The following is a 21,883-nucleotide window of genomic DNA, read 5'->3' as shown; positions in this document are numbered from 1 at the left end:
GCCACCAGTGTGCCTGGCCCGGCCGACGAGGGGCTCAGCGGCCGCGGATCTTGCTCACCTTGGAGCCCACGCCCCAGGAGGTGATCCGCCAGAGCGCCTCCACGACGATGTCGCGGCTCATCTTGCTGTCGCCCAGCTCCCGTTCGACGAAGGTGATGGGCACCTCGACGACGTGGTAGCCGGCCTGGACGGCCCGGCGGGCCAGGTCGACCTGGAAGCAGTAGCCCTGGGACGCGACCTCGTCCAGGCCCAGGCCCTGGAGCGTCTCGGCCCGGAAGGCGCGGAAGCCGCCGGTGACGTCGCGGATCGGGACGTCCAGCATCAGCCGGGAGTAGGTGCTGCCGCCGCGGGAGAGGAACTCACGGTGCTTGGGCCAGTTCACCACCCGGCCGCCGGGGACCCAGCGCGAGCCGAGTACCAGGTCGGCACCCTTGAGGGCGGTGAGGAGCCGGGGCAGCTCCTCGGGCTGGTGGGAGCCGTCGGCGTCCATCTCGACCAGCACGCCGTGGCCGTTCTCGATGCCCCAGCGGAAGCCCGCGAGGTAGGCGGCGCCGAGGCCCTCCTTGCCCCTGCGGTGCAGGACGTGGACCTTGTCGTCCTCGGCGGCCAACTCGTCGGCCAGCTTGCCGGTGCCGTCGGGGCTGTTGTCGTCCGCGATCAGGACGTGCGCCTCGGGGACGGAGGACCGCACCCGCGAGACGATCGGCTTGATGTTCTCCGCCTCGTTGTAGGTCGGAATGATCACCAACGTGCTGCCGAGCGGACCGTACTGCCGCTGCCCGTCTGTCACTGCTGTCCCTTCTCGTCCTTCGTTCGCCCGCGCCGGCCGACGATGACGGCGGCCCCGCAGGACAGGAGGCCCACGATAGCGAGCACCCACTCGGGAGCCGCGCCAACGCGGTCGGCCAGCGTCGTTTCGTCGCGCAGAGGGATGCGGGCCGAGACCACACCCTGGGTGAATTCGGGAATCTGGTGCGTAACGGTCCCGTCCGGAGCGACCACCGCGCTGATGCCGCTCGTGGCCGCGGTGACCACCGCCCGGCCGTGCTCGACGGCCCGCAGCCTGGACATCGCCAACTGCTGCTCGGGCTGGCCGGTCCGGCCGTAGGTGGCGTTGTTGGTCTGCACGACCAGCGCCCGGGCGCCGGCGCCGACGGTGTCGTGGACGATCTCGTCGTAGGCGACCTCGAAGCAGATGACGTCGCCCAGCTTGGCCGGGCCGACCTTCAGCAGGCCGGTGTGGTCGCCAGGGTAGAAGTCGCGGGGCACCCGCTGGAAGCGCGTGATGATCTTGCTGAGCTCGGCTCGGAAGGGCACGTACTCGCCGAACGGCACCGGGTGTTGCTTGGTGTACGAGGCGCCGGGGCCGGTCTTGGGGTCCCAGACGATGCCCTCGTTGAAGACGTAGCCGGGCTTGGTGGGGTGGTCGATGAGGGCGCCGACGAGGACCGGGACGCCGATCGCCTTGACCGCCTCGTCGATCCGGTCGTACGCCTGCGGGTACTGGAAGGGGTCCAGGTCGGAGGAGTTCTCCGGCCAGATGACCAGGTCCGGCTTGGGCACCCGGTGGTGCCGGACGTCGTCGGCCAGCTTCTCGGTGGCGCTGGCGTGGTTGTCGAGGATCTTCATCGGGCGGCCCAGGAAGTCCATGCCGGCCCGCTGGACGTTGCCCTGGACCACGGCGATCCGGACGGTGTCGTCGGCCTTGGTCGGGACCGGGACCGCCAGGCCGGCGAGGGTGATCGCGGCGGCCAGCCCGAACGCCTCCAGCGCCCGGACCAGTCCGCGCTGGCCCGCGCCGTGGCGCATCCCCCACAGGCCGACCGCGGCGGCGGCCAGCAGGCTGCCGGCCAGCGCGACGGCGAAGGTCACCAGCGGGGCGCCGCCGAGCGCGGCGAGCGGGGTGAACGACGAGCCGGTGTTGGCGAAGGCCAGGCGGCCCCAGGGGAAGCCGCCGAACGGCAGCCGGTCCCGGGCCCACTCCTGGGCGACCCACAGGCAGGCGCCCCACAGCGGCCAGCCGGGCAGCCGGGAGGTGAGCGCCAGCCCGGCCCCCATCACCACGACGAAGAGCGCCTCGGCGATGGACAGGCCCACCACCGCGTCCCAGCCGACCACGTGCAGCCACTTCAGCAGGAGCAGGAAGAACGGCAGCCCGAACGCGAAGCCGGTCCAGGCGCCCTGGCGGGCCCGGCGGCCGCGGGTCAGCAGCGCCAACGCGGCCACCGCCACCAGCGACAGCGGCCACAGGCCGTACGGGGGGAAGGCCAGGCCGAGGGCGAGGCCGGCGGCGGCCGCGAGGGCGGTGCGCGGGGCCTCGCGGCGGGCCAGGGCGGCCAGCCGGCGGGCGCGGCCGGGGCGGTGTCCGGCGTCGGTCACGCCGGACGGCGCCGGGCCGGTGGGCGCGGCGGCGTCGGTGGTCTCGGAACCCGATGGCACGTCGCGGGCCTTCCTGCAGGTCGTCCGTTAGTCAGCCGACCGTACATCGGAGGGCCCCGAGGGCGGGTACGGGGTGTGCGGGCCGTGACGGGCGGGCGGCCTGCGGCGCCGTCCTCGTCGGGGGTGGGGGTGCGGATCGGGCCCGGCGCCCTTCGGGCCGACCTGGGACCCGCTGGCTGCGGGTCGACCGAAAGCCGTTGTCTACTGAGCGCCGGGCCCCACCCGGGTCGCACCTGCCGACCGACCTAGCCGTCGCCCTGGCGCTGGACCTGGCTCCCAGTGGCGGTGTGCCGGATGGCTCGCCGCCCCATGGCCCAGCAGCGTTCGACGACTGCGCGGAGGTCCCGGTCGGACGTCCTGTGGTGGACTCGGCCGAACCTACCGGCCCACCGGCGGCTGCTGTCAACAGTCGCTACTTCTGCGTCGGTTTCGCGTCGTCCCAGGTCAGTGCCGAGCATTCCCAGGTAGGGCAAGCAGGTGCGGCGCGGTGTCGGGGCGCCACCGGCTCCCGCGATGTCACTCGTTCGGCCGGTCGAAGATGAGCCGACCGCCGACGACGGTGCGCAGGCAGCGCGGGAGGTCGTTGCCGGGGGTGAGATCGGGCAGGCCGGGGGTGCCGGAACGGGGGTCGGTGGACCAGCGCTCGACGCGCTCGTCGGGGGCCTGGACGAGCAGTTCGCCGGTCTGCCAGACCGCGTAGTCGGCGGGGGCGCCGGGCACCAGGACGCCGGCGTCGTCACGGCCGATGGCGCGCCAGCCGCCGCGGGTGTGGGCGGTGAACGCGGCGCGGGCGGAGATGCCGTGGGCGCGGGTGCGGTGGAAGACGGCGGCGCGCACGGTGCCCCAGGGGTCGAGCGGGGTGACCGGGCTGTCGGAGCCGAGGGCAAGCGGGACGCCGGCCTTGAGGAGGGCGGCGTAGGGGTTGAGGCCGGCGGCCCGGTCGGCGCCGAGGCGGGCGGCGTACATGCCGTCGGGGCCGCCCCAGGCCGCGTCGAAGGCGGGCTGCACGGAGGCGGTCAGGGCGAGGTCGGCGAAGGCGGCGATGGTCTTGTCGGTGAGCATCTCGGCGTGCTCGACGCGGTGCCGGGCGGCGCGGACGCGGGGCAGGCCGACGCGGTCGGCGGCGGCCCGGACGCCGTCGGTGACGGCGGTCAGGGCGGCGTCGCCGATGGCGTGGAAGCCGGCCTGGATGCCGGCCTCGGTGCAGGCGGCGACGTGGGCGGCGACGGCGTCGGCGTCGAGGTGTGCGGCGCCGGTGTGGTCGGCGTCGGCGTAGGGGGCGTGCAGGTGGGCGGTGTGCGAGCCGAGGGAGCCGTCGGCGAAGAGGTCGCCGGCGGCGCCGTGGGCGCCGAGCTCGCGGATCCGGTCGGCGTCCTTTGCGGATGCGATCAGTTCGGCCCAGTAGCCGATGACGCGCGGGCCGGTGCGCTCGGCGGCGCGGGCGAGCAGCGCGGTGAAGTCGTCCTCGCTGGAGATCTGCGGGCCGGCGCACTCGTGGACGGTGCCGATGCCGAGCGCGGCGGCCCGGGCCAGCGCGGCCGCCTGGGCCTCGGCGCGCTGGGCGGGGGTGACGGTGGCGTACGCGGCGGCCCGCACGGCGTGGTGGGCGTCACCGGTCAGCGGCCCGTCGGGGTGGAAGCCGGACCGTTCGCGGACGCCCGGGACCAGGTCGAGCAGGGCGGTGGTGACGACCGCGGAGTGCACGTCGACGCGGGTGAGGTAGAGCGGGCGGCCGCCGGCGGCGGCGTCCAGTTCGGCGCGGGACGGCGGGCGGCCCTCGGGCCAGGCGCTGGCGTCCCAGCCGTGGCCGAGCAGGACGGTGCCGGCCGGGCGGGCGGCGGCGAACCGGCGGATCCGGTCGAGGGCGTCGGCCAGGGTGGCGGCGCCGGCGAGGTCCAGGCCGGTGAGGGCCAGCCCGGTGGCCGTGGTGTGCACATGTGCATCCGTGAACGCCGGGGTGACCAACGCGCCGTCGAGCCACACCACTTCGTCGACGCCGTCGGCGAAGGAGTCGGCCGCGCCCTCCTCGCCGACCCAGGCGATCCGGTCGCCCTCGACGACCATCGCGGTGGCGAAGGGGTCGGCGGGGCTGTGCACCTCACCGCCCCGCAGGAGGACGGTGCGGGGGGCCTGCTCGGGGTTGCGCTCGCTCATACCGGACAGTCTGGCCCCTGGGTGGGGGCGCCGGGCGTCCGGGGGTCGGCTCCCGGCCGGGTCAGATCCGCGGCGGGCGGGATTCGTAGGGGGTGGAGAGCACCACCGTGGTGCGGGTCGAGACGCCGGCCAGGGTGCGGATGCGGGTGAGCAGGTGCTCCAGCTCCAGCGGGGTGGCGACCCGGACCTTGAGGATGTAGTTCTCGTCGCCGGCGACGCTGTGGCACGCCTCCAACTCGGGGACCTCGGCGAGCCGGTCGGCGATGTCGTCCGGGGCGCTGGGGTCGAAGGGTTTGACCGAAATGAAGGCGGTGAGCGGCAGGCCCACGGCCTCGGGGTCGACGATGGCGGCGTAGCCGCGGATCACCCCGCGCTGTTCCAGGCGGCGCACCCGTTGGTGCACCGCCGAGGTGGACAGGCCGGTGGCCTTGCCCAGGTCGGTGTAGCTCATCCGCCCGTCCTTGACGAGCAGATCCACGATTTGTCGGTCCAACTCCTCCACCCGCTCAACCTACTGTGCGCGGGCGCGTGTGCGCACCGCGCGCCCGATCGTGGACACCCGAGCGCCGGCCCGTGTGAGCAATGCCACACCAGTGACGCGGGGTCCACGGGGTGCGGGCGATTATGCGCCCGGCATGGAGGGCATTGCTGGTGTTGGCCGAGACCGCCGGTCACACGAACGAACGTCAGCGGTCCGAGTGGCCCACCCGAGGGGGATGGACATCATGCGACGCCTCAAGCAGGACTCCGCCGCGGCCGACGTCGGCGCCCAGGAGGGCGACAGTTTCGACTTCCTCGCCGAGGACGGCGTGGACGATCCCTTCGACACCTACGAGATCTACCGCGTGAGCTGCCCGGACTGCGGGCAGCCGATCGCGCTGCTGGCGGACGAGGACACGCTCCCGGAGCACGCGCTGTGCCCCTCGCCGTGGAACCCGTTCGCGCTGACGGTGTGCCAGGGATCGGGCCGGCCGGCGTCCGACGCCCCGGACACCGACGACATGATGGACGCTCAGGAGCTGGACGCCGCCATCCTGTTGACGCTTCCGGCGGGCCTGGACTGGCGCCGCCAGCCGTTCTCGCACCCCGGTGGTCCCGGCGAGCGGGCGGTCCGGGTGCCGCGCTCGCGCCGCCGGAGCTGATCCGCCCGCCGGCCGCGCCCGTTCACCAGTAGCGGCCGGCGAGCATCGCCTCCAGCGTGTCCCGGTGCATGATCAGCCCGTCGGGGTCGTCCGGGACCGGGCACTCCCCGAAATGGACGCGCCGGTAGGCCACCCTCAGCATGACGACGGCGTGCCGCAGGGCCGCGTAGAGGGTGTGGAACTCCATTGCGCGGGGCCGGTGTCCGGTCAGTCGGGCGTACCGGCCCTCCACTTGGTCCCGGCGCAGGAAGTCGGGCAGTCCGTGCTGGCCACTCGCCTCCGTGAGGTCCTGGAAGAAGCGGTGGAGGTAGATCATCCAGCCGAGGTCGAGTTCGCGGGGGCCGAGCGCGGCCAGTTCCCAGTCGAGGACCGCGGCCGGCGCGAAGCCGTCGTAGACGATGTTGCCGATCCGGGCGTCGCCCCAGCTCAGTACGGGGTCGTCGGGACCGTCGGGCCAGTGGTCGGCGAGCCAGGCGAAGCCGCGCTCGATGAGCGGGGAGCGCGGGAGGCCGTCCACGACCCAGGCGTAGTAGGCGCGTTGGGACGCGACGTGGCGGGCGAGGGTGCTGCCGGTTCCGGGTGTGGCGAGGAACGCGGCGGATTCCGGCGGGACCTGGTCGTGCAGGCGGGCGAGGACGGCGACGCTGGCGGCCGCCAGCGCGTCGCGTTCGGCGTCGGTGGCGTCGTGCAGCCAACTCCCCTCGTAGGTATAGGGCATGACGTCCGGTGGGACGCGGCCGGTGGCGCGGGTCATGACGAAGAAGGGGGCGCCGAGGTGTGCGGGGTCCTCCTCCAGCCAGAGGGTGCGGGGGACCGGCAGGTCGGTGTGGTCGGCGACCAGGCGCATGGTGCGGTACTGCCGCGCCATGTCGTAGTGCGGGAAGACGGTGTACGCGGCGGGGTCGGCGGCGAGCCGGAGGACGCAGCGGAGGGTCCCGTCCGGGCCGGGCGGGGCCGGGAGTTGGAGGGACGACGGGTCGGGGTGGTCGAGGTCGAAGAGCAGGGTCTCGCTGGACATGCCGTTGGAGTCGGGGACGGTGGTGCGGGTGGCGCGGGCGCCAGGCAGGCGGGTGCCGAGCCAGGTGGTGAGTCGGTCGGTGAGGTCGCCGGGGTCGCGGGTGGTGGTGCGCGGGCGCGGGGTGCCGGTCATCGGCCCGCCTCCGGACGGTCCTGCGGGGCGGGGGCGACGTCGTGGTAGCCGGTGAAGCCGCTGGGGTCGTGGCGGCCGAAGCTGCCGTGCTCGAAGATGCCGTAGCCGGTGCGGCCTTCGAGGGTGAAGCGGGCGGCGTGGTCGGTGACGCCGAAGGCGGCGCGGGGGTGGGCGCCGAGGTCGGAGAGGTCGTAGGTGCGGCGGTCGACCCAGTCGCGGCCCTGCCAGGTGCCGTGCTGCCAGTCGTCGGCGGGCGGATAGCCGGCGCCGAGGGCGAGGGGCGAGGAGGTGAGGATCTCCGCGGTGAGGTCGAGGGGTGTGCGGGTCGGGTCGGTGAGGTGGAGGACGGCGCGTTCGGGGTGCCTGGTGCCGGGGCAGTAGGCGATGTCGGCGTGCGGCCAGCCGAGTTGGCGGTCCGGGGTGCCGTTGCGGACCAGCAGTGCCTCGTTGAGGGTGCGGTGTCCGTCGGCGTCCTCCTGGACGATGACCATGACGAACCGGTCGTCGAAGCGGACCGGGCACCAGATCCAGTGGAACCCCTCGGTCGGGGCCTCGGCGGCGGCCCGGCCGCCGTCCTCGCCGGGAATCGGGCGCACGCCCCAACTGCGGTCCCTGGTACCGGTCCACTCCCCCGCGGTGACGGTGAGTTCCTCGCCGGCCGCGCGGATGGTGCCGGTGCAGGTGCCGGCCTGGACGAAGCGGCGGCCCTCCAATATCAGTCGGTCGGCGCGGTGTTGGGTGTGGTGCGGCTCCCAGACGGTCGGGAAGGAGCCGGTCCAGGTCAGGTCGTAGGACAGGCCGTCCGGGTCGGCGGGGTCGGGGGCGCAGGTGAGTCGGATGCGGCGGAGCGGTTCCTCGACGGTGAGCGCGAGCGGGCCGACGGTCAGCGCCAGGCGGTCGTCGGTGAGCGCGTCGGAGGCCCGTACGGCGTGCAGTTGGTCGCCGAGGCGGAGGGTGGCGTAGGCGTCGATGACGCCGGTGTTGGGGTAGACGCCGAGGCCGGCGATGAGCAGGGCGCGGCCGGTGTGGTCCAGGACGTGGAAGATGCAGCGGTCGTAGGCGTTGCGGTCGCTGGTGGCGACCTGTCGCATGGAGAGCGGTGCCTGGTGGATCGGGTATTCGTCGAGCGCGATCGGACGGTCGGTCACGGTCCCTCCAGGGCGCGGTCGGACGGTGGATCACCGGGGAACGAAGAAGAATTGACGGTACGTCAGATATCGGGTGGCGGCCACACCCTGCGGCCGATGACGAGACATGTAGGTGACGTAGTGCGGTTGTGCCTGTTACCGTCGCGCTCGTCCCGCGTGCCCCGTACCGACCCCGACCCCAGGAGCGACGACGATGCCCCCACTCCCCCTGCACTGCCCGCGCTGCGGTGACGCCGCGGGCGACCTCACCGGCTGCCGGTCCTGCGCCCGTGACGGCATCGGCGTCAACACCCCGCCCCCGCTGGCGGACCTGACCGGGCTGGATCTCGCGGCGTACCCGGGCGGCCCGTGGGGCTGGCCGACGGCGCTGCCAGTGCCGGGCCCACCGGTCACCCTCGGCGAGGGGAACACCCCCGTCGTCCGGCTGCGCACCGAGGACCGGTCCGCGGACGGTTCACAATCGGCCATCGACGCGGGCGAGTTGTGGCTGAAATACGAGGGCGGAAATCCGACCGGGTCGCACAAGGACCGGGCGATGTCCGTCGGGGTGGCCGCGGCGCTGGCGGCCGGCGCGGGCACCGTGGTCGCGGCGTCCTCGGGGAACGCGGGGGCGGCGGCCGCGGCCTACGCCGCGCGGGCCGGGCTGCGCTGCGTGGTGTTCACCACCGATGCGGTGCCGGCCGGACTCCGGGCGCAGATCGATGCGTTGGGGGCGGAGCGGGTGGTCGTTCCCGGCGGCGGCGAGGCGCGGAACGCCGCGATGACCCGGGCCGTCACGGAGCACGGCTGGTATCCGCTGACCAGCTTCGCGGAGTCACGGCCGGGCAGCAATCCGTACGGGAACGAGGGGTACAAGTCGGTCGCCTACGAGCTGGCCCGGGACTTCGCCGGGCGGCGGATCGACACGGTGGTGGTGCCCACCAGCCGGGGCGACCTGTTGGCCGGAATCAGCCGTGGTTTCCGGGAGTTGGCGGCGGCCGGGCTGGTCGAGGCGGCGCCGCGGCTGGTGGTCGCGGAGACCACCCCGTCGGCGCCGTTCACCGCGGCGCTGCGCCGGACCGACCGGGCCGAGCAGGAGCGGACCCGGGTGACGCCGGGGGCGTCGGTGGCGTTCTCACTGGGCGGGGACCGGCCGTGCTGGCAGGGGTTGGACGCCCTGTGGCGGACCGGCGGCACGGCCGTGGCGGTGGACGACGAGGTGGCCCTGGCCGAGCACCGGCGGCTGGCCGCGGAGGGGCTGCTGCTGGAGCCGTCGTCCGCGGTGCCGGTGGCGGTGGCCCGCGAACTGGCCGCCGCGCCCGGCGCGTTGGTGGTGGCGATCGGGACGGCCACCGGAATGAAGGGGCTCGGCGACTGAACTGGCGGGGGCGGGACGCCGGTCGGCCCCGCCCCCGCGGGTTCAGTGGGACTCCGGCCCCGCCAGGTGGCGGGCGATCACCATCCGCTGGATCTGGTTGGTGCCCTCGACGATCTGGAGCACCTTGGCCTCGCGCATGTAGCGTTCGGCCGGGAAGTCGACGGTGTAGCCGTAACCGCCGAGCAGTTGGACGGCATCCGTGGTGACCCGCATCGCGGTGTCGGTGCAGAACAGCTTGGCCATCGCCGCCTCCTTGGAGAACGGCAGGCCGGCGTCGCGCAGCCGGGCGGCGCTGAGGTAGAGGGCACGGCCCGCCTCCACCTGGGTCGCCATGTCCGCGAGCATGAAGCGCAGGCCTTGGAAGTCCACGATGGGGCGGCCGAATTGGCGGCGCCCGGCAGTGTAGGCGAGGGCCTCGTCCAGCGCGGCCTGGGCGACGCCGATCGCGCAGGCGGCGATGCCCAGGCGGCCGGAGTCCAGGGCGGAGAGCGCGATGGAGAAGCCCTGGCCCTCGTCGCCGATGCGGCGGGCGTCGGGCACCTGGACGCCGTCGAAGTGCAGTTGCGCGGTCGGCGAGCCCTTCATGCCCATCTTCCGCTCGGGCTTGGCCGCTTCCAGCCCCGCGACGTCGCCGGGGACGAGGAAGGCGGTGATGCCGTGCGGGCCGCCCTCGCCGGTGCGGGCCAGGACGGTGTAGAAGTCGGCCACGCCGCCGTGGGTGATCCACGCCTTGGTGCCCTCGATGGTCCAGCGGTCGCCCTGCCGGGTGGCGCGGGTGGTCAGGGCGGCGGCGTCGGAGCCGGCGGCGGGCTCGGAGAGGCAGTAGGCGCCGAGCAGGCCGCCGCCGAGCATGGCGGGGAGGTGCTCGGCACGCTGCTCCTTGGTGCCGTATCCGGCCAGCGCATGGCAGGCGAGGGTGTGCACGCTGACGCCGAGGCCCACGGTGAGCCGGGCGGCCGCGAGCTCCTCCACGACCTGGAGGTAGACCTCGTAGGGCTGCTCGCCGCCACCGAACTCCTGGGCGTACGGCAGGGAGAGCAGGCCGGATTCGGAGAGCAGGGTGAACAGGGCGCGCGGGAAGCGGCCGGCCTCCTCTTCTTCCGCGGCGGTTGGCCGGATCTCGCGCTCGGCGAGCTCGCGTACCAGGGCCATCAGGTCGCGGGCCTCCTCGGTGGGCAGCCTGCGGTCCACCGGCGGGGGGACGTACTCGGTCATGGCGGCGCTCTCCTCCCTCTCGGGCGCTGCGGCGACGCGCACATGGGGTAGGGCGGCGGCGCCGGATTCCGTCGTGCCTGGCCGATGATCGTCTTCCGGGTCGCGGAAGGCGATGACCTGCGGCTGTGGCGCTAGGAGTATGCCCGATCGGCGGCCCCGCGTCACGGGTTGATGATCGATTACCTGGCGGAATCCGGCGACTTGGGACGTCGAGCACGGTGGTGGGAATTGGTCCGAACCATTGACTCACTGGTCTAGTCCTTCTACCTTCTCCTCCAACGTTCCGCGCGTTCATGCCAATTCGGCAGGCATGGGGGTGCCGGACGCCGTCATGCTCCACCCTCGCCCCCTCCGAGGAGACGACATGCTCAGACCGCACCGGAAGCGAGCCCCGCGGAGACTGGTCGCCGCCGCGACCGCGCTGTGTACCGCGGCCCTGGCCGGCACGCTCTTCGCCGGCTCCGCCACCGCCCGCCCCGCCGACGCCCCCACCGCCGGACACCCGAACACCGCGGCCCAGGCCACCGCGCCGAAGACCACCGCGGCGGGCGACAAGGTCGTCGGATACTTCACCGACTGGGGCATCTACGACCGGAATTACCAGGTCAAGGACGTCCAGACGTCCGGCTCCGCGGACAAGCTGACGCACATCAACTACGCCTTCGGCAACGTCCAGGGCGGCAAGTGCGCGATCGGCGACTCCTACGCCGACTACGACAAGGCGTTCACCGCCGACCAGAGCGTCGACGGCAAGGCGGACACCTGGGACGACCCCAACGGCCTGCGCGGCAACTTCAACCAACTGCGCAAGCTCAAGAAGCTGCACCCCAACCTCAAGATCCTCTGGTCGTTCGGCGGTTGGACCTGGTCGGGCGGGTTCGGCGAGGCCGCCAAGGACCCGGCGGGGTTCGCCCAGTCCTGCTACGACCTGGTCAAGGACACGCGCTGGGCGGACGTCTTCGACGGCATCGACATCGACTGGGAGTACCCCAACGCCTGCGGCCTGACCTGCGACACCAGCGGCAAGGACGCCTTCACCAACGTGCTCAAGGCGGTCCGGGACAAGTTCGGCAAGGACAACCTGGTGACCGCGGCGATCACCGCGGACGCCTCGGACGGCGGCAAGATGGACGCGGCCGACTACGGGGGCGCGTCCCAGTACGTCGACTGGTACAACGCGATGACCTACGACTACTTCGGCGGCTGGGACGCCAAGGGGCCGACCGCCCCGCACTCCCCGCTGACGTCGTACCAGGGCATACCGAAGGCCGGATTCAACACCACCGACACCATCGCCAAGCTCAAGAAGCTGGGCGTGCCGGCGGACAAGCTGCTGCTGGGCATCGGCTTCTACGGCCGCGGCTGGCAGGGCGTCACCCAGGACGCGCCGGGCGGCACCGCGAGCGCCGCGGCCCCGGGCAAGTACGAGGCGGGCATCGACGACTACAAGGTGATCAAGGACCGCTGCCCGGCCACCGGCACGGTGGGCGGCACCGCCTACGCCAAGTGCGGTGACCAGTGGTGGAGTTACGACACCCCGCAGACCATCGGCACCAAGATGGCCTACAAGGACGCCCAGGGGCTGGGCGGCACCTTCTTCTGGGAGCTGAGCGGGGACACCCCGGACGGGGAGCTGATCAAGGCCATCAGGTAACCCCGGTTGCGGGGAAGTAGCCCCGTCCGCAGGGCCGTTGCGGCCACATGGGCAGCAACTCGCCCTGGAGGACAGGGCGGTGAGCGGGTGGGAGGCGCCGGCCTCCCACCCGCTCCGCCGTTTTCCGTAGGCACCCCGGCCCGGCCGGCGCGGCGTCGCGTCAGAGCGGCGGGCGGGGCGGTGCCGGGCAGCCGGGCTCGTACTCCTCTATCAGCCGGAGGGTGTCGCCCAGCCCGCGCACCAGCAGCAACACCACGGTCTCGCGCGGCAGTTCCTGCGTCTCGATCCAGTCGAGGGTGACGCCCTCGACGCTGGAGAGCCAGCCCGCCAGCGTCGTCCGGGCGAACGGGGGGAGGTCCGGGCGGCCCCAGGCACCGCGGGCGATGGTGGTCAGCAGCTTGGCCCGGACCTCGGAGCGCAGCGCCAGCACCTCGGCGTCGAAGCCGACCCCGCCGGTCACGATCGCGCGGTAGGCGGCCTGATGGTACTGGGCGTAGCGCAGATAGCCGTCGATGGTGCGCCGGACGCGTTCGACCGGCGGCAGACCGCGGGCGCTGCCGGCCCGCTTGACCAGCTCGGCCACCGCGTCCTCGATGATCGCCAGGTAGTAGCCGCGCTTGTTGGTGAAGTAGTAGTAGATCAGGCCCTTGGCGACTCCGGCCTGGCGCGCGATGTCGTCCATGGACAGCGCGTCGTAGGAGGTGTCGGCGAACAACTTCCGGCCGATGGATATCAGTTCGGCGCGACGTGCCTGGTACCGCTCGGTTCCGCGAGCGGCCCGCGGGGCCGTCCGTCCGCGCTGTTGACTCTTATTCAAAATCCGCCCTAGTCTCCAACTACCAAGAGTTCCGCGCAGTATGACAGAACGTCATGCGGACTCTTCCGGTCTGCGGCGGACCACCGCGGACCGCTCCACGAAGCACTTCCCTCGCGCATTCGACCGCTGCCCCGGGGAGGACACAGTGAGCAGATCGAACGGCACGGCGCCCGAAGGGCGGACCTCGTGGAAGAAGGCCGCGGTGGTGGCGGCACCCGCCGTACTCGCCGTGGGCGCGCTGGCCACCGTGATGGCGCAGGGCGCACTGGCCGCCTCCTTCGCGGTGTCCGGCACCGACTTCCAGGTTGCCTCGGGCAGGCTGACCAGCAACGGCCTCGCCTCGTACGTGCACACCGACCACGACACCGACGACCACGGCCACCCGGTCGCCCTGCTGGGCATCGGCCAGGCACACCTCACCGACATCTGCCAGGCGGCGCGGGTGCAGACCCCGTTGGGCACGGTGGTGTTCAAACTGACCGCCGGGGGCGACGCCGGGGCGGTGCGCGCCGACAACCTCGTCATCGACGGGGAGGACCTGGTCGGCGACGCCCGGTTCGGCACCGCGCAGATCGGGCGGGACGCCGGCACCCTGGACGCGGTGCCGGGGGTCAGGGGCCCACGCGGGAAGTTCGGGCTCCAGGCCGGCAACATCGAGGTGGCCGGCGTCAAGTCGCATGCCTGGTCCGCCACCGGCGGCAACTTCCGGCTCAAGGGCCTGCGGGTGAGCGTCAGCCTGGACGGCCGGGCGTGTTTCTGAGCGCGCGCCGCGCGCGGTGGGGCGCGCGACTGGAGCGGGCGCTGCCCTGGCCGGAACGGCGGGCGGCGCTGCGGCGGTGGCGGCGGACCCGGCCCTTCTGGGCCGGGTTGCTGCTCCTGCTCGGCGGCGCCGAACTGCTGCTGGTGCCGCTGTCGCCGCTGACGGTCCTGGTGAGCCTGGGACTGGGCGGACTGGCCGCGCTGGGTATCGGGGCGGCGCTGATGGTGGCCGGGCTCTTCCTGTGGTGCACACCGGCCGCGCACCACTACGTGAGCATCAACGCGCTGATCCTGTCGGTGCTCTCGTTCGCCGCGACCAACCTCGGCGGGTTCCTGGTCGGGATGGGACTGGGGATCGCGGGCAGCGCGATGGGGTTCGGCTGGACGCCGGTGCGGCCGGCGGCTTCCCCCGACGGGGCGGAGCCACCGGGGGTGGCGCGGGAACCGGCCCGGGGCCAGGACCAGGCCGCGGTCCCCGCACCGCCACGCCGCGGCACCGGTAGCAGGGCGCTCGCCGTCGGGCTGCCGATCGCGCTGCTCGCCGTCCTCGGGGGTCCCGCGCAACGCGCCGGGGCGGCCGGGGCGACGCCGCCCGCGCCGCCGGTCCCGCCGACCGTGACCACCACGCGCTTCGCCCCGCAGGGCTTCACCCTGGCCGGCGTCACCACCGTCCCCACGACCCACGGGCCGCTGAAGGTGATGGCGCTGCGGATGAAGGCCGCCTCGCTGACCGACTACCGGCTCATCACCCACGACGCACAGGGCGACCAACTCGCCCTGCGTGCCGACTCGTTGAACCTCAAGGGCGCGGTCACCCTCTACCTCACCAAGTTCACCGGCTGCATCGAGGGGGTGCTCTGTCTGACCTTCACCCCGGACACCCTGCCGGTCCCCCCGATCGTCCCGCCGTTCGTCTACATGACGCGGGTGACCGCGGAACAGGCGCTGGTCACCTCGGACCTGATCGTGGCGGACGGGCTGCGGCTGCAGGCGGGCGGCGGGGCCTCCTGAGCCGGGGCGCCCGCCCGGGGTTTAGGCCCCCGGCCGGTGCGAGCACCATCCGCGTACGGGGCTTGGAGCCGTAACGGAGAGGTGACGCGTGGTCAACCCTTGGCTGGCGATGGAGGTGGGTGCCGATCCCGGCGAACGCATCCGCACGGTGCGCAGGGCGCACGAGGCGTTCCTGGCGGACGGGACGGTGGCGCCGCCGGTCCGGCAGGTGGTCGCCGACTCCTGGCGCCGCTCGGCGCGGGCGTGCGCGGCGCCGGACGGGATGGCCCCCGTCGAGCTCGACGGGGCCGCGCTGCACAGCTACCGGGAGGCGCACCCGTTGGCCCGCGCGATGCCGGTCTTCCGGGAGTTGTTGGGCGGCATCGCCCAGGACGGGGCGCATCTGCTGGCGGTCTGCGATCCGCAGGGGCGGCTGCTGTGGGTGGAGGGGCACCGCGGGGTGGTGCACCGCGCGGAGCGGATGAACTTCGTGGTCGGGGCCCGTTGGGACGAGCGTCACGTCGGCACCAACGCGCCCGGCACCGCGCTCGCCGCCGACCACGCCGTCCAGATCTTCGCCACCGAGCACTACAACCGGCGGGCGCAGCCCTGGACGTGCGCCGCCGCGCCCGTCCACGACCAGCGGACCGGCCGGCTGCTGGGCGCCGTGGACATCACCGGCGGCGACCACCTGGCCACCCCGCACTGCCTGGCACTGGTACAGGCCACCGCCCGCGCCGCCGAGTCCCACCTCTCCGCCTCCACAAGGGAGTTGGGCACCTTCCTCACCGCACTCGGCCGGGACGAGGCCCTGCTGGTGCGGGACGGCGAGCGGCTGCACCTCAGCCGCCGGCACAGCGAGATCATGGTGTTGCTCGCCCACCATCCGGACGGCCTGACGGGCGATCAGCTGTCGGTGCTGCTGTACGGCGAACGGGAGATGCGCCCGGTGACCCTGCGCGCCGAACTCTGCCGCCTGCGCCAACTCGTCGGCCCGCTGCTGCGCTCCCGGCCGTACCGCCTCACCACCCCGGTGGAGACCGACCTGGACACCGTGGAGCGGGATGTGACGAACCGCCACCTGGTCGCGGCCCTCGACGCCTACCGCGGTCCGCTCCTGCCCTCCTCGGAGGCGCCCGGCATCCGCCGGCTGCGGACCGCGCTGGAGGACCGGATGCGCCGGGCGCTGCTCACCACCGGTGACGCGGACCAACTGCGCTCCTGGGCGCACACGCCGTGGGGCGAGCACGACCTGGAGATCCGGGAGGCCCTGGTCGCCGCCCTCCCCGAGCGCTCCCCGGCGCGCACCGCCTCCCTCGCCGCCGCCGGCCGACTGCGCCTCGAATACGGCCTGACCAGCGAATTCCCCGAGCCCAGGGAGGCCGCCAGGCGCTGACGGGCAGGCCCCGCTCCGCCAGGCACCGGGGCCTGCCCGCGCGCAACGTTCGTGCAACCTCCGCCGCCCTAGCCTCCCCTCCACCGCCCGCCGCACGCGCGCGGCGGCGTGCACCGACGATCGATGGGGAGGCCGTCCCGTGGCACGTTATGCGAATCCCGGTTCCGCCGATGCCGTGATGAGCTACCAGTCCCGTTATGACCACTGGATCGGCGGCGCGTACGTACCGCCCGCCCAGGGCCGGTACTTCGAGAACCCGACGCCGATCAACGGCCGCCCGTTCACCGAGGTCGCCCGCGGCACCGCCGAGGACGTCGAGCGCGCCCTGGACGCCGCGCACTCCGCGGCCCCCGGCTGGGCACGTACGCCCGCCGCCGAGCGCGCCGGCGTCCTCAACAAGATCGCCGACCGGATGGAACAGCACCTGGAGGCCCTGGCGGTCGCCGAGAGCTGGGAGAACGGCAAGCCGGTCCGCGAGACGCTGGCCGCGGACATCCCTCTGGCCATCGACCACTTCCGCTACTTCGCGGGCGCGGTGCGGGCCCAGGAAGGCACCCTCTCGGAGATCGACGGGGACACCGTCGCCTACCACTTCCACGAGCCGCTGGGCGTGGTCGGCCAGATCATCCCCTGGAACTTCCCGATCCTGATGGCGACTTGGAAGCTGGCCCCGGCGCTGGCGGCCGGCAACGCGGTGGTCCTCAAGCCCGCCGAGCAGACCCCCGCCTCGGTGCACTTCCTGATGAGCCTGATCGCGGACCTGCTGCCGCCCGGCGTGGTCAACATCGTCAACGGCTTCGGCGTCGAGGCGGGCAAGCCGCTGGCGTCCAGCCCCCGGGTCGCCAAGATCGCCTTCACCGGCGAGACCACCACCGGCCGCCTGATCATGCAGTACGCCTCCGAGCATCTGCGGCCGGTGACACTGGAGTTGGGCGGCAAGAGCCCCAACATCTTCTTCGACGACGTCTCCAGCGCGACCGACGACTTCCTCGACAAGGCCCTCGAAGGCTTCACCATGTTCGCCCTCAATCAGGGCGAGGTGTGCACCTGCCCGTCCCGCGCGCTGATCCAGCAGGGGCACTACGCGGACTTCCTGACGGCAGGCGTGGCCCGCACCGAGAAGATCGTCCAGGGCCACCCCCTGGACACCGACACCATGATCGGCGCCCAGGCGTCCAACGACCAACTGGAGAAGATCCTCTCCTACTTCGACATCGGCCAGAAGGAGGGCGCCAAGGTCCTCACCGGCGGCACCCGGGCCGAACTGGGCGGCGAGCTGGAGGGCGGCTACTACGTCCGCCCGACCATCTTCGAGGGCCGCAACGACATGCGGATCTTCCAGGAGGAGATCTTCGGCCCGGTCGTCGCGGTCACCCCGTTCAACGACTTCGACGACGCGATCACCGTCGCCAACGACACCCTCTACGGCCTCGGCGCCGGCGTCTGGACCCGCGACGGCTCCACCGCGTACCGCGCCGGCCGCGCCATCCAGGCCGGCCGCGTCTGGACCAACTGCTACCACGCGTATCCCGCGCACGCCGCATTCGGCGGCTACAAGCAATCCGGCATCGGCCGCGAAACCCACAAGATGATGCTGGACCATTACCAGCAGACGAAGAACCTGCTGGTGTCGTACTCACCGAAGAAGATGGGCTTCTTCTAGAGGTCCGACCTCTCCCGGAAATTCGATTTCCTCCGGGAGAAGGAAAAGGGCGCCCAATCGGGAACGAATCCCGGCGGGCGCCCTTTTTACTTTCCGGCACGTTGTTCACTCACCTCGCCGCTACGCGTCACCACACCTCGTTGTCGCCGAAGAAATCCGCTCGGTAACCGTCGGTGCACCACTCCAACAGCCGCAACCGATGGTGAGCGTCAGGAGCCTCCGGTAGCGTCCAGACACAGGTTGACCCAGGCAGCTAACGCGCCTGAAAGCAGCTCGGTCGACACGACCACCGCCGGTGGACACATACTGGCTGGAGAGCGTGGAACTGCGTTTCCACCAGCACCGCGGCACCTCATGGGCCCGTCCCGACCGTCTGTCTGGTGAGTCGGGTTCAGGCGAGAGAAGGCATGAGGCGCTCAAGGAGCTCACATGGTGAATGAATCTGCCGACGACCGGCCCAACGATTCGACGGATGCCGCGATATCCCCGCCGCGCGGCGGGGAATCGGTGGCCGCCCTGGAACACACCTTTGCCGAATTGCTGGCCAAGGTGCTGACGCGCGCCGAACCGGTTCCGGTCGATGGGCATTTTTTTGCGGATCTCGGGGCTGATTCGCTGGTGATGGCGCATTTCTGCGCGCGGGTCAGGAAGCGGGAGGACCTGCCGTCGGTGTCGATGAAGGACATCTACGCGCATCCGACCGTACGGGATCTGGCGACGGCGCTGGCCGACGCCGTGCCCACGGCCGCCGGGGCGCCAGCGGCCCGGGGCTCCTCGGTTTCGACCCAGGAGCCGCTGCCCGGCAGCACCGTGCGCTATGTCCTGTGCGGGATGGCCCAGTTGCTGTTCTTCTTCGGGTATTCCTACCTGATCGCGTTCACCGTCACGGGTGGTTATGCGTGGGTCGCCCACGGGACCGGGCCGGGCGATATCTATCTGCGGGCGGTCCTCTTCGGGGGTGCCGAATTCTTCGGCCTGTGCGCCTTCCCGATCGTGGTGAAGTGGGTGCTCGTCGGGCGGTGGACGCCACGGGAGTTCCCGGTCTGGGGGATCGGATATCTGCGGTTCTGGATCGTCAAGGTGCTGGTGCAGGCCAACCCGGTCGTGGTGTTCGTGGGCAGTCCGATCTACCTGTTCTACCTGCGGGCGTTGGGGGCGAAAATCGGGAAGCACGTCACGGTGTTGTCGCGACATGTTCCCGTGTGTACGGATCTGCTCAGCGTCGGTGCGGGCAGCGTGCTGCGTAAGGATTCGTTCTTCCTGTGTTACCGGGCGCATGCCGGGCGGATTCAGACGGGGCGGGTCACTCTCGGGCGGAATGTCTTCGTCGGTGAGCGGACCGTTTTGGACATCAACTCCTCGGTCGGGGACGGGGGGCAGCTCGGGCACACCTCCACCCTTCATTCCGGTGACGCGGTGCCCACCGGTCAGCGGTGGCACGGGTCGCCCGGGCAGCCGACCGAGCTGGACTACCTGCGCGTCGCGCCCGCGCGGTGTGGCACCGCACGCCGAGCGGCGTTCGGTCTGGCCGACCTCGCGCGGACGCTGCTCGTCGTCCTGCCGCTGACCGTCTTGGTGTTCGCCGTGCTGTGGAGCCGGGTCCCGGTGTTCGCAGGAACGGGGTTCCTGGCCGAGCAGCCCCTCACCTCGTCGACGTTCTACGTCAATGCGCTGCTGCTGTCCGCCGCGCTGTTCTTCGGGTTCGTGGTGGTGGGGCTGGTCGTGCTGGTCAGCCTGCCGCGCGTGATGCACCGGGTGATCGAGCCCGGGGCGGTGTATCCGCTGTACGGCTTCCGCTACGCGGTGCACCGTTCGGTCGCGCGGATGACCAACCTGAAGTTCTTCATCTGGCTGTTCGGCGACAGTTCCTACATCGTCCACTACCTGCGGAGCCTCGGGTACGACCTCTCCCTGGTGGAACAGACCGGTTCGAACTTCGGCAGCGGCCTGCAGCACGAGTCGCCGTTCGTCAGCTTCGTCGGCAGCGGCACGATGGTCGCCGACGGGCTGTCCATCATGAACGCCGAGTTCTCCGGCACGTCCTTCAGCGTCGTGCCCACCACGATCGGCAAGCACAACTTCCTCGGCAACCACATCGCCTACCCGCCCGGCGGACGGACCGGCGACAACTGTCTGTTGGCCACGAAGGTGATGGTGCCGCTCGACGGCGAAATCCGGGAGGGCGTAGGACTGTTGGGCTCGCCCAGCTTCGAGATCCCGCGGACGGTGGAGCGCGACAGCCGCTTCGACTACCTGCGCAGCGGGGACGAACTGCACCGCCACCTGGCCGCCAAGAACCGGTACAACCTCCGCACCATGGGCCTGGCGTTGCTCGCCCGGTGGGTGCACTTCTTCGGCCTGGTGCTGTTGGGCCTGGCGACGTTCAACGGCGAGGGCTGGTTCGGAAGCCTGTTGGACGCCGGATTCCTGGTCGGCGCCGTGGTGTTCACCGCCCTCTACTACGGCGTCATGGAGCGGTTCCTGATGCGGTTCCGTGCACTGGAGCCGCAGGTGCGCTCCATCTACGACCCGTACTTCTGGCACCACGAGCGCTTGTGGAAGGTGCCGGACACTCACCTCAACGCCTTCAACGGGACCCCGTTCAAGGCCGTGCTGTGGCGGCTGTTGGGGGTCCGGATCGGTCGTCGGGTCTTCGACGACGGCTGCTACTTCACCGAGCGGACGCTCACCGCAGTCGGCGACGACTGCACCCTGAACGCCAGCAGCAGGATCCAGTGCCATTCACAGGAGGACGGCACGTTCAAGTCCGACCGCAGCACGCTCGGTGCGGGATGCACCCTCGGGGTGGGTGCGCTGGTGCACTACGGCGTGACGATGGGCGACGGTGCGGTGCTGGCCGCCGACTCCTTCCTGATGAAGGGCGAGGACGTGCCGCCGCGCGCACTGTGGTTGGGGAACCCGGCCGCCGATACCGGCTCCCGGCGTCGCCCGTCCCCCGCCACAGACAGCGGGTCGGAGCCGGCGCCGTTGGTCGACTGCCAGACACCGCCACGGCGCTCCCCACACCAGGGCACGACCGTCGCCAGACGCACGTCCGGCTGAGCCCCGGCCACCGTGATCGGTCCACCCACCACGGTACGAGCCGGCGAAGGGAGCACCAACGATGAAGAAGCTGACGGACGAGGACCGGGCGTACTGGGAACGCGCCCTGGCCGTCGGGGGGTTCACCGCGGTGCCCCGATGGTCGGGGCACCCGGTGACCGGGCTGGCGACGCATGAGCTGACGCTGCCGGACGAGACCGTCGAGGCCCTGACACGTCAGGCCGCGGCGCTCGGTGCGACGGCGGAGGCGGTGCTGTTGGCCGCGCACGCCAAGGTGCTCGCCGCGCTCTCCGGGGAGGCGGAGGTGACCACCGGCTACCGGCCCGCCGAGGGTGGGCCGGCGCTGCCGTGCCGGGTGTCCACCGCGGTTGGCAGTTGGCGCGAACTGGTGGCGGAGTCCACCCGCGCGACGGAGGGTCTGCTTGCCCACCGGGGCGTCACGGTGACGGACCTCAGGAACGAACTGGGCCTGGAACATGCCCTGTTCGAGGTCGAGTGGGATCTGTCCGGGGGCGGGGAGGAGCTGGCCCAGAGCACCGTGTTGCGGGTCACGCCGGTGCGGCACGGCGGGCGGACTGTCCTGCGGTTGCGTTATCGGACGGAGGTGTTGGATGCGGAGAGTGTGGTGAGGGTTGGTGGTTATCACGTTGCTGCGTTGGTGCAGTTGGTTGCTGATCCGGGGGCTGTGCCGGTGCAGGGTGCTTTGTTGTCTGTGGCTGAGCGGGGTGTGCAGTTGGAGGAGTTGGCGGGGCCGTGTTGGGAGGTGCCGGATCGTCGGTTTCATGAGTTGTTTGAGGAGCGGGTGCGGTTGGAGCCGGGGGCGGTTGCGGTGGTGTGGGGGGAGGGGTGGTTGTCGTATGGGGAGTTGAATGGTTGGGCGAATCGGTTGGGGCGGGCGTTGGTGGCGGAGGGGTTGGGGCGTGAGGGTGTGGTGGG

The 21,883-nt window shown here is 72.0% G+C and carries 16 protein-coding genes and 1 pseudogene; 9 read left to right on the top strand and 8 right to left on the bottom strand.

The window, feature by feature from the left end:
* Positions 1 to 34: 34 nt before the first annotated feature.
* The 4 genes from ACIQU6_RS08990 to ACIQU6_RS08975 all read right to left on the bottom strand — a co-directional run bounded on the left by ACIQU6_RS08990 (position 35) and on the right by ACIQU6_RS08975 (position 5,095).
* Positions 35 to 790 carry a polyprenol monophosphomannose synthase gene (locus tag ACIQU6_RS08990; RefSeq protein ID WP_274912014.1) on the bottom strand — a complete coding sequence of 252 codons (756 nt, stop codon included), beginning with the start codon at positions 788 to 790 and terminating at the stop codon, positions 35 to 37.
* A complete protein-coding gene (lnt, locus tag ACIQU6_RS08985) occupies positions 787 to 2,439 on the bottom strand; it encodes an apolipoprotein N-acyltransferase (protein WP_403480967.1) in 1,653 nt (550 codons plus the stop codon). The genes ACIQU6_RS08990 and lnt overlap by 4 nt, the downstream gene beginning before the upstream one ends.
* Positions 2,440 to 2,955: 516 nt before the next feature.
* Positions 2,956 to 4,593: an amidohydrolase gene (locus ACIQU6_RS08980; RefSeq protein ID WP_403480966.1), complete on the bottom strand. Its 1,638-nt coding sequence runs from the start codon at positions 4,591 to 4,593 to the stop codon at positions 2,956 to 2,958.
* A 61-nt stretch (positions 4,594 to 4,654) separates the two neighbouring features.
* Complete coding sequence (locus tag ACIQU6_RS08975; protein WP_030804095.1) at positions 4,655 to 5,095, bottom strand: Lrp/AsnC family transcriptional regulator; 441 nt, start codon at positions 5,093 to 5,095, stop codon at positions 4,655 to 4,657.
* Between the two features lie 214 nt (positions 5,096 to 5,309).
* Between ACIQU6_RS08975 and ACIQU6_RS08970 the strand changes: the two genes are divergently transcribed.
* The gene (locus ACIQU6_RS08970) at positions 5,310 to 5,735 is read left to right on the top strand and encodes a hypothetical protein (RefSeq protein ID WP_403480965.1); all 426 of its coding nucleotides are present in this window, start codon (positions 5,310 to 5,312) and stop codon (positions 5,733 to 5,735) included.
* Between the two features lie 22 nt (positions 5,736 to 5,757).
* On the opposite strand, the gene ACIQU6_RS08965 is transcribed toward ACIQU6_RS08970, so the two are convergent.
* Complete coding sequence (locus ACIQU6_RS08965) at positions 5,758 to 6,885, bottom strand: phosphotransferase family protein (RefSeq protein ID WP_403480964.1); 1,128 nt, start codon at positions 6,883 to 6,885, stop codon at positions 5,758 to 5,760.
* Positions 6,882 to 8,033 carry a hypothetical protein gene (locus ACIQU6_RS08960; RefSeq protein ID WP_403480963.1) on the bottom strand — a complete coding sequence of 384 codons (1,152 nt, stop codon included), beginning with the start codon at positions 8,031 to 8,033 and terminating at the stop codon, positions 6,882 to 6,884. Before ACIQU6_RS08960 ends, ACIQU6_RS08965 begins: the two co-directional genes overlap by 4 nt.
* Before the next feature lie 193 nt (positions 8,034 to 8,226).
* Here ACIQU6_RS08960 and ACIQU6_RS08955 point away from each other — a divergent pair, with 193 nt between their 5' ends.
* Positions 8,227 to 9,390: a pyridoxal-phosphate dependent enzyme gene (locus ACIQU6_RS08955; RefSeq protein WP_403480962.1), complete on the top strand. Its 1,164-nt coding sequence runs from the start codon at positions 8,227 to 8,229 to the stop codon at positions 9,388 to 9,390.
* Positions 9,391 to 9,432: 42 nt separating this feature from the next.
* Here the strand turns inward: ACIQU6_RS08955 and ACIQU6_RS08950 are convergent, their stop codons facing one another.
* The gene (locus tag ACIQU6_RS08950; protein WP_403480961.1) at positions 9,433 to 10,605 is read right to left on the bottom strand and encodes an acyl-CoA dehydrogenase family protein; all 1,173 of its coding nucleotides are present in this window, start codon (positions 10,603 to 10,605) and stop codon (positions 9,433 to 9,435) included.
* Between the two features lie 364 nt (positions 10,606 to 10,969).
* Here ACIQU6_RS08950 and ACIQU6_RS08945 point away from each other — a divergent pair, with 364 nt between their 5' ends.
* Positions 10,970 to 12,259 (top strand): glycoside hydrolase family 18 protein, encoded by a 1,290-nt coding sequence (locus ACIQU6_RS08945; protein WP_403480960.1) that lies wholly within the window; start codon positions 10,970 to 10,972, stop codon positions 12,257 to 12,259.
* A 160-nt stretch (positions 12,260 to 12,419) separates the two neighbouring features.
* Here ACIQU6_RS08945 and ACIQU6_RS08940 read toward each other — a convergent pair whose 3' ends face one another.
* Positions 12,420 to 13,076: a TetR/AcrR family transcriptional regulator gene (locus ACIQU6_RS08940; protein ID WP_403480959.1), complete on the bottom strand. Its 657-nt coding sequence runs from the start codon at positions 13,074 to 13,076 to the stop codon at positions 12,420 to 12,422.
* A 145-nt stretch (positions 13,077 to 13,221) separates the two neighbouring features.
* On the opposite strand from ACIQU6_RS08940, the gene ACIQU6_RS08935 reads away from it, so the two are divergent.
* The 6 genes and pseudogenes from ACIQU6_RS08935 to ACIQU6_RS08910 form a co-directional block, all read left to right on the top strand.
* Positions 13,222 to 13,836 (top strand): DUF6230 family protein, encoded by a 615-nt coding sequence (locus tag ACIQU6_RS08935; RefSeq protein WP_403480958.1) that lies wholly within the window; start codon positions 13,222 to 13,224, stop codon positions 13,834 to 13,836.
* Positions 13,827 to 14,846 carry a DUF6114 domain-containing protein gene (locus ACIQU6_RS08930; protein ID WP_403480957.1) on the top strand — a complete coding sequence of 340 codons (1,020 nt, stop codon included), beginning with the start codon at positions 13,827 to 13,829 and terminating at the stop codon, positions 14,844 to 14,846. Before ACIQU6_RS08935 ends, ACIQU6_RS08930 begins: the two co-directional genes overlap by 10 nt.
* A gap of 88 nt (positions 14,847 to 14,934) precedes the next feature.
* Entirely contained in the window at positions 14,935 to 16,221 is a 1,287-nt protein-coding gene (locus tag ACIQU6_RS08925) for a GAF domain-containing protein (protein WP_403480956.1), read from the top strand.
* Positions 16,222 to 16,360: 139 nt separating this feature from the next.
* Positions 16,361 to 17,884, top strand: coding sequence for an aldehyde dehydrogenase family protein (locus ACIQU6_RS08920; protein ID WP_403480955.1), 1,524 nt, complete (start codon positions 16,361 to 16,363; stop codon positions 17,882 to 17,884).
* 429 nt (positions 17,885 to 18,313) lie between these two features.
* On the top strand, positions 18,314 to 20,947 hold the full coding sequence (locus ACIQU6_RS08915) for a Pls/PosA family non-ribosomal peptide synthetase (RefSeq protein WP_403480954.1): 2,634 nt from the start codon (positions 18,314 to 18,316) through the stop codon (positions 20,945 to 20,947).
* Between the two features lie 61 nt (positions 20,948 to 21,008).
* Positions 21,009 to 21,883 (top strand): annotated as a pseudogene (locus tag ACIQU6_RS08910) (non-ribosomal peptide synthetase); the annotation flags it as partial.

It is taken from the genome of Streptomyces sp. NPDC090442 (genome assembly GCF_044769405.1).
Lineage (GTDB): Bacteria > Actinomycetota > Actinomycetes > Streptomycetales > Streptomycetaceae > Streptomyces.
Note: the sequence above shows the minus strand (reverse complement) of the source record. Positions and strands in the feature narration are given on the sequence as shown.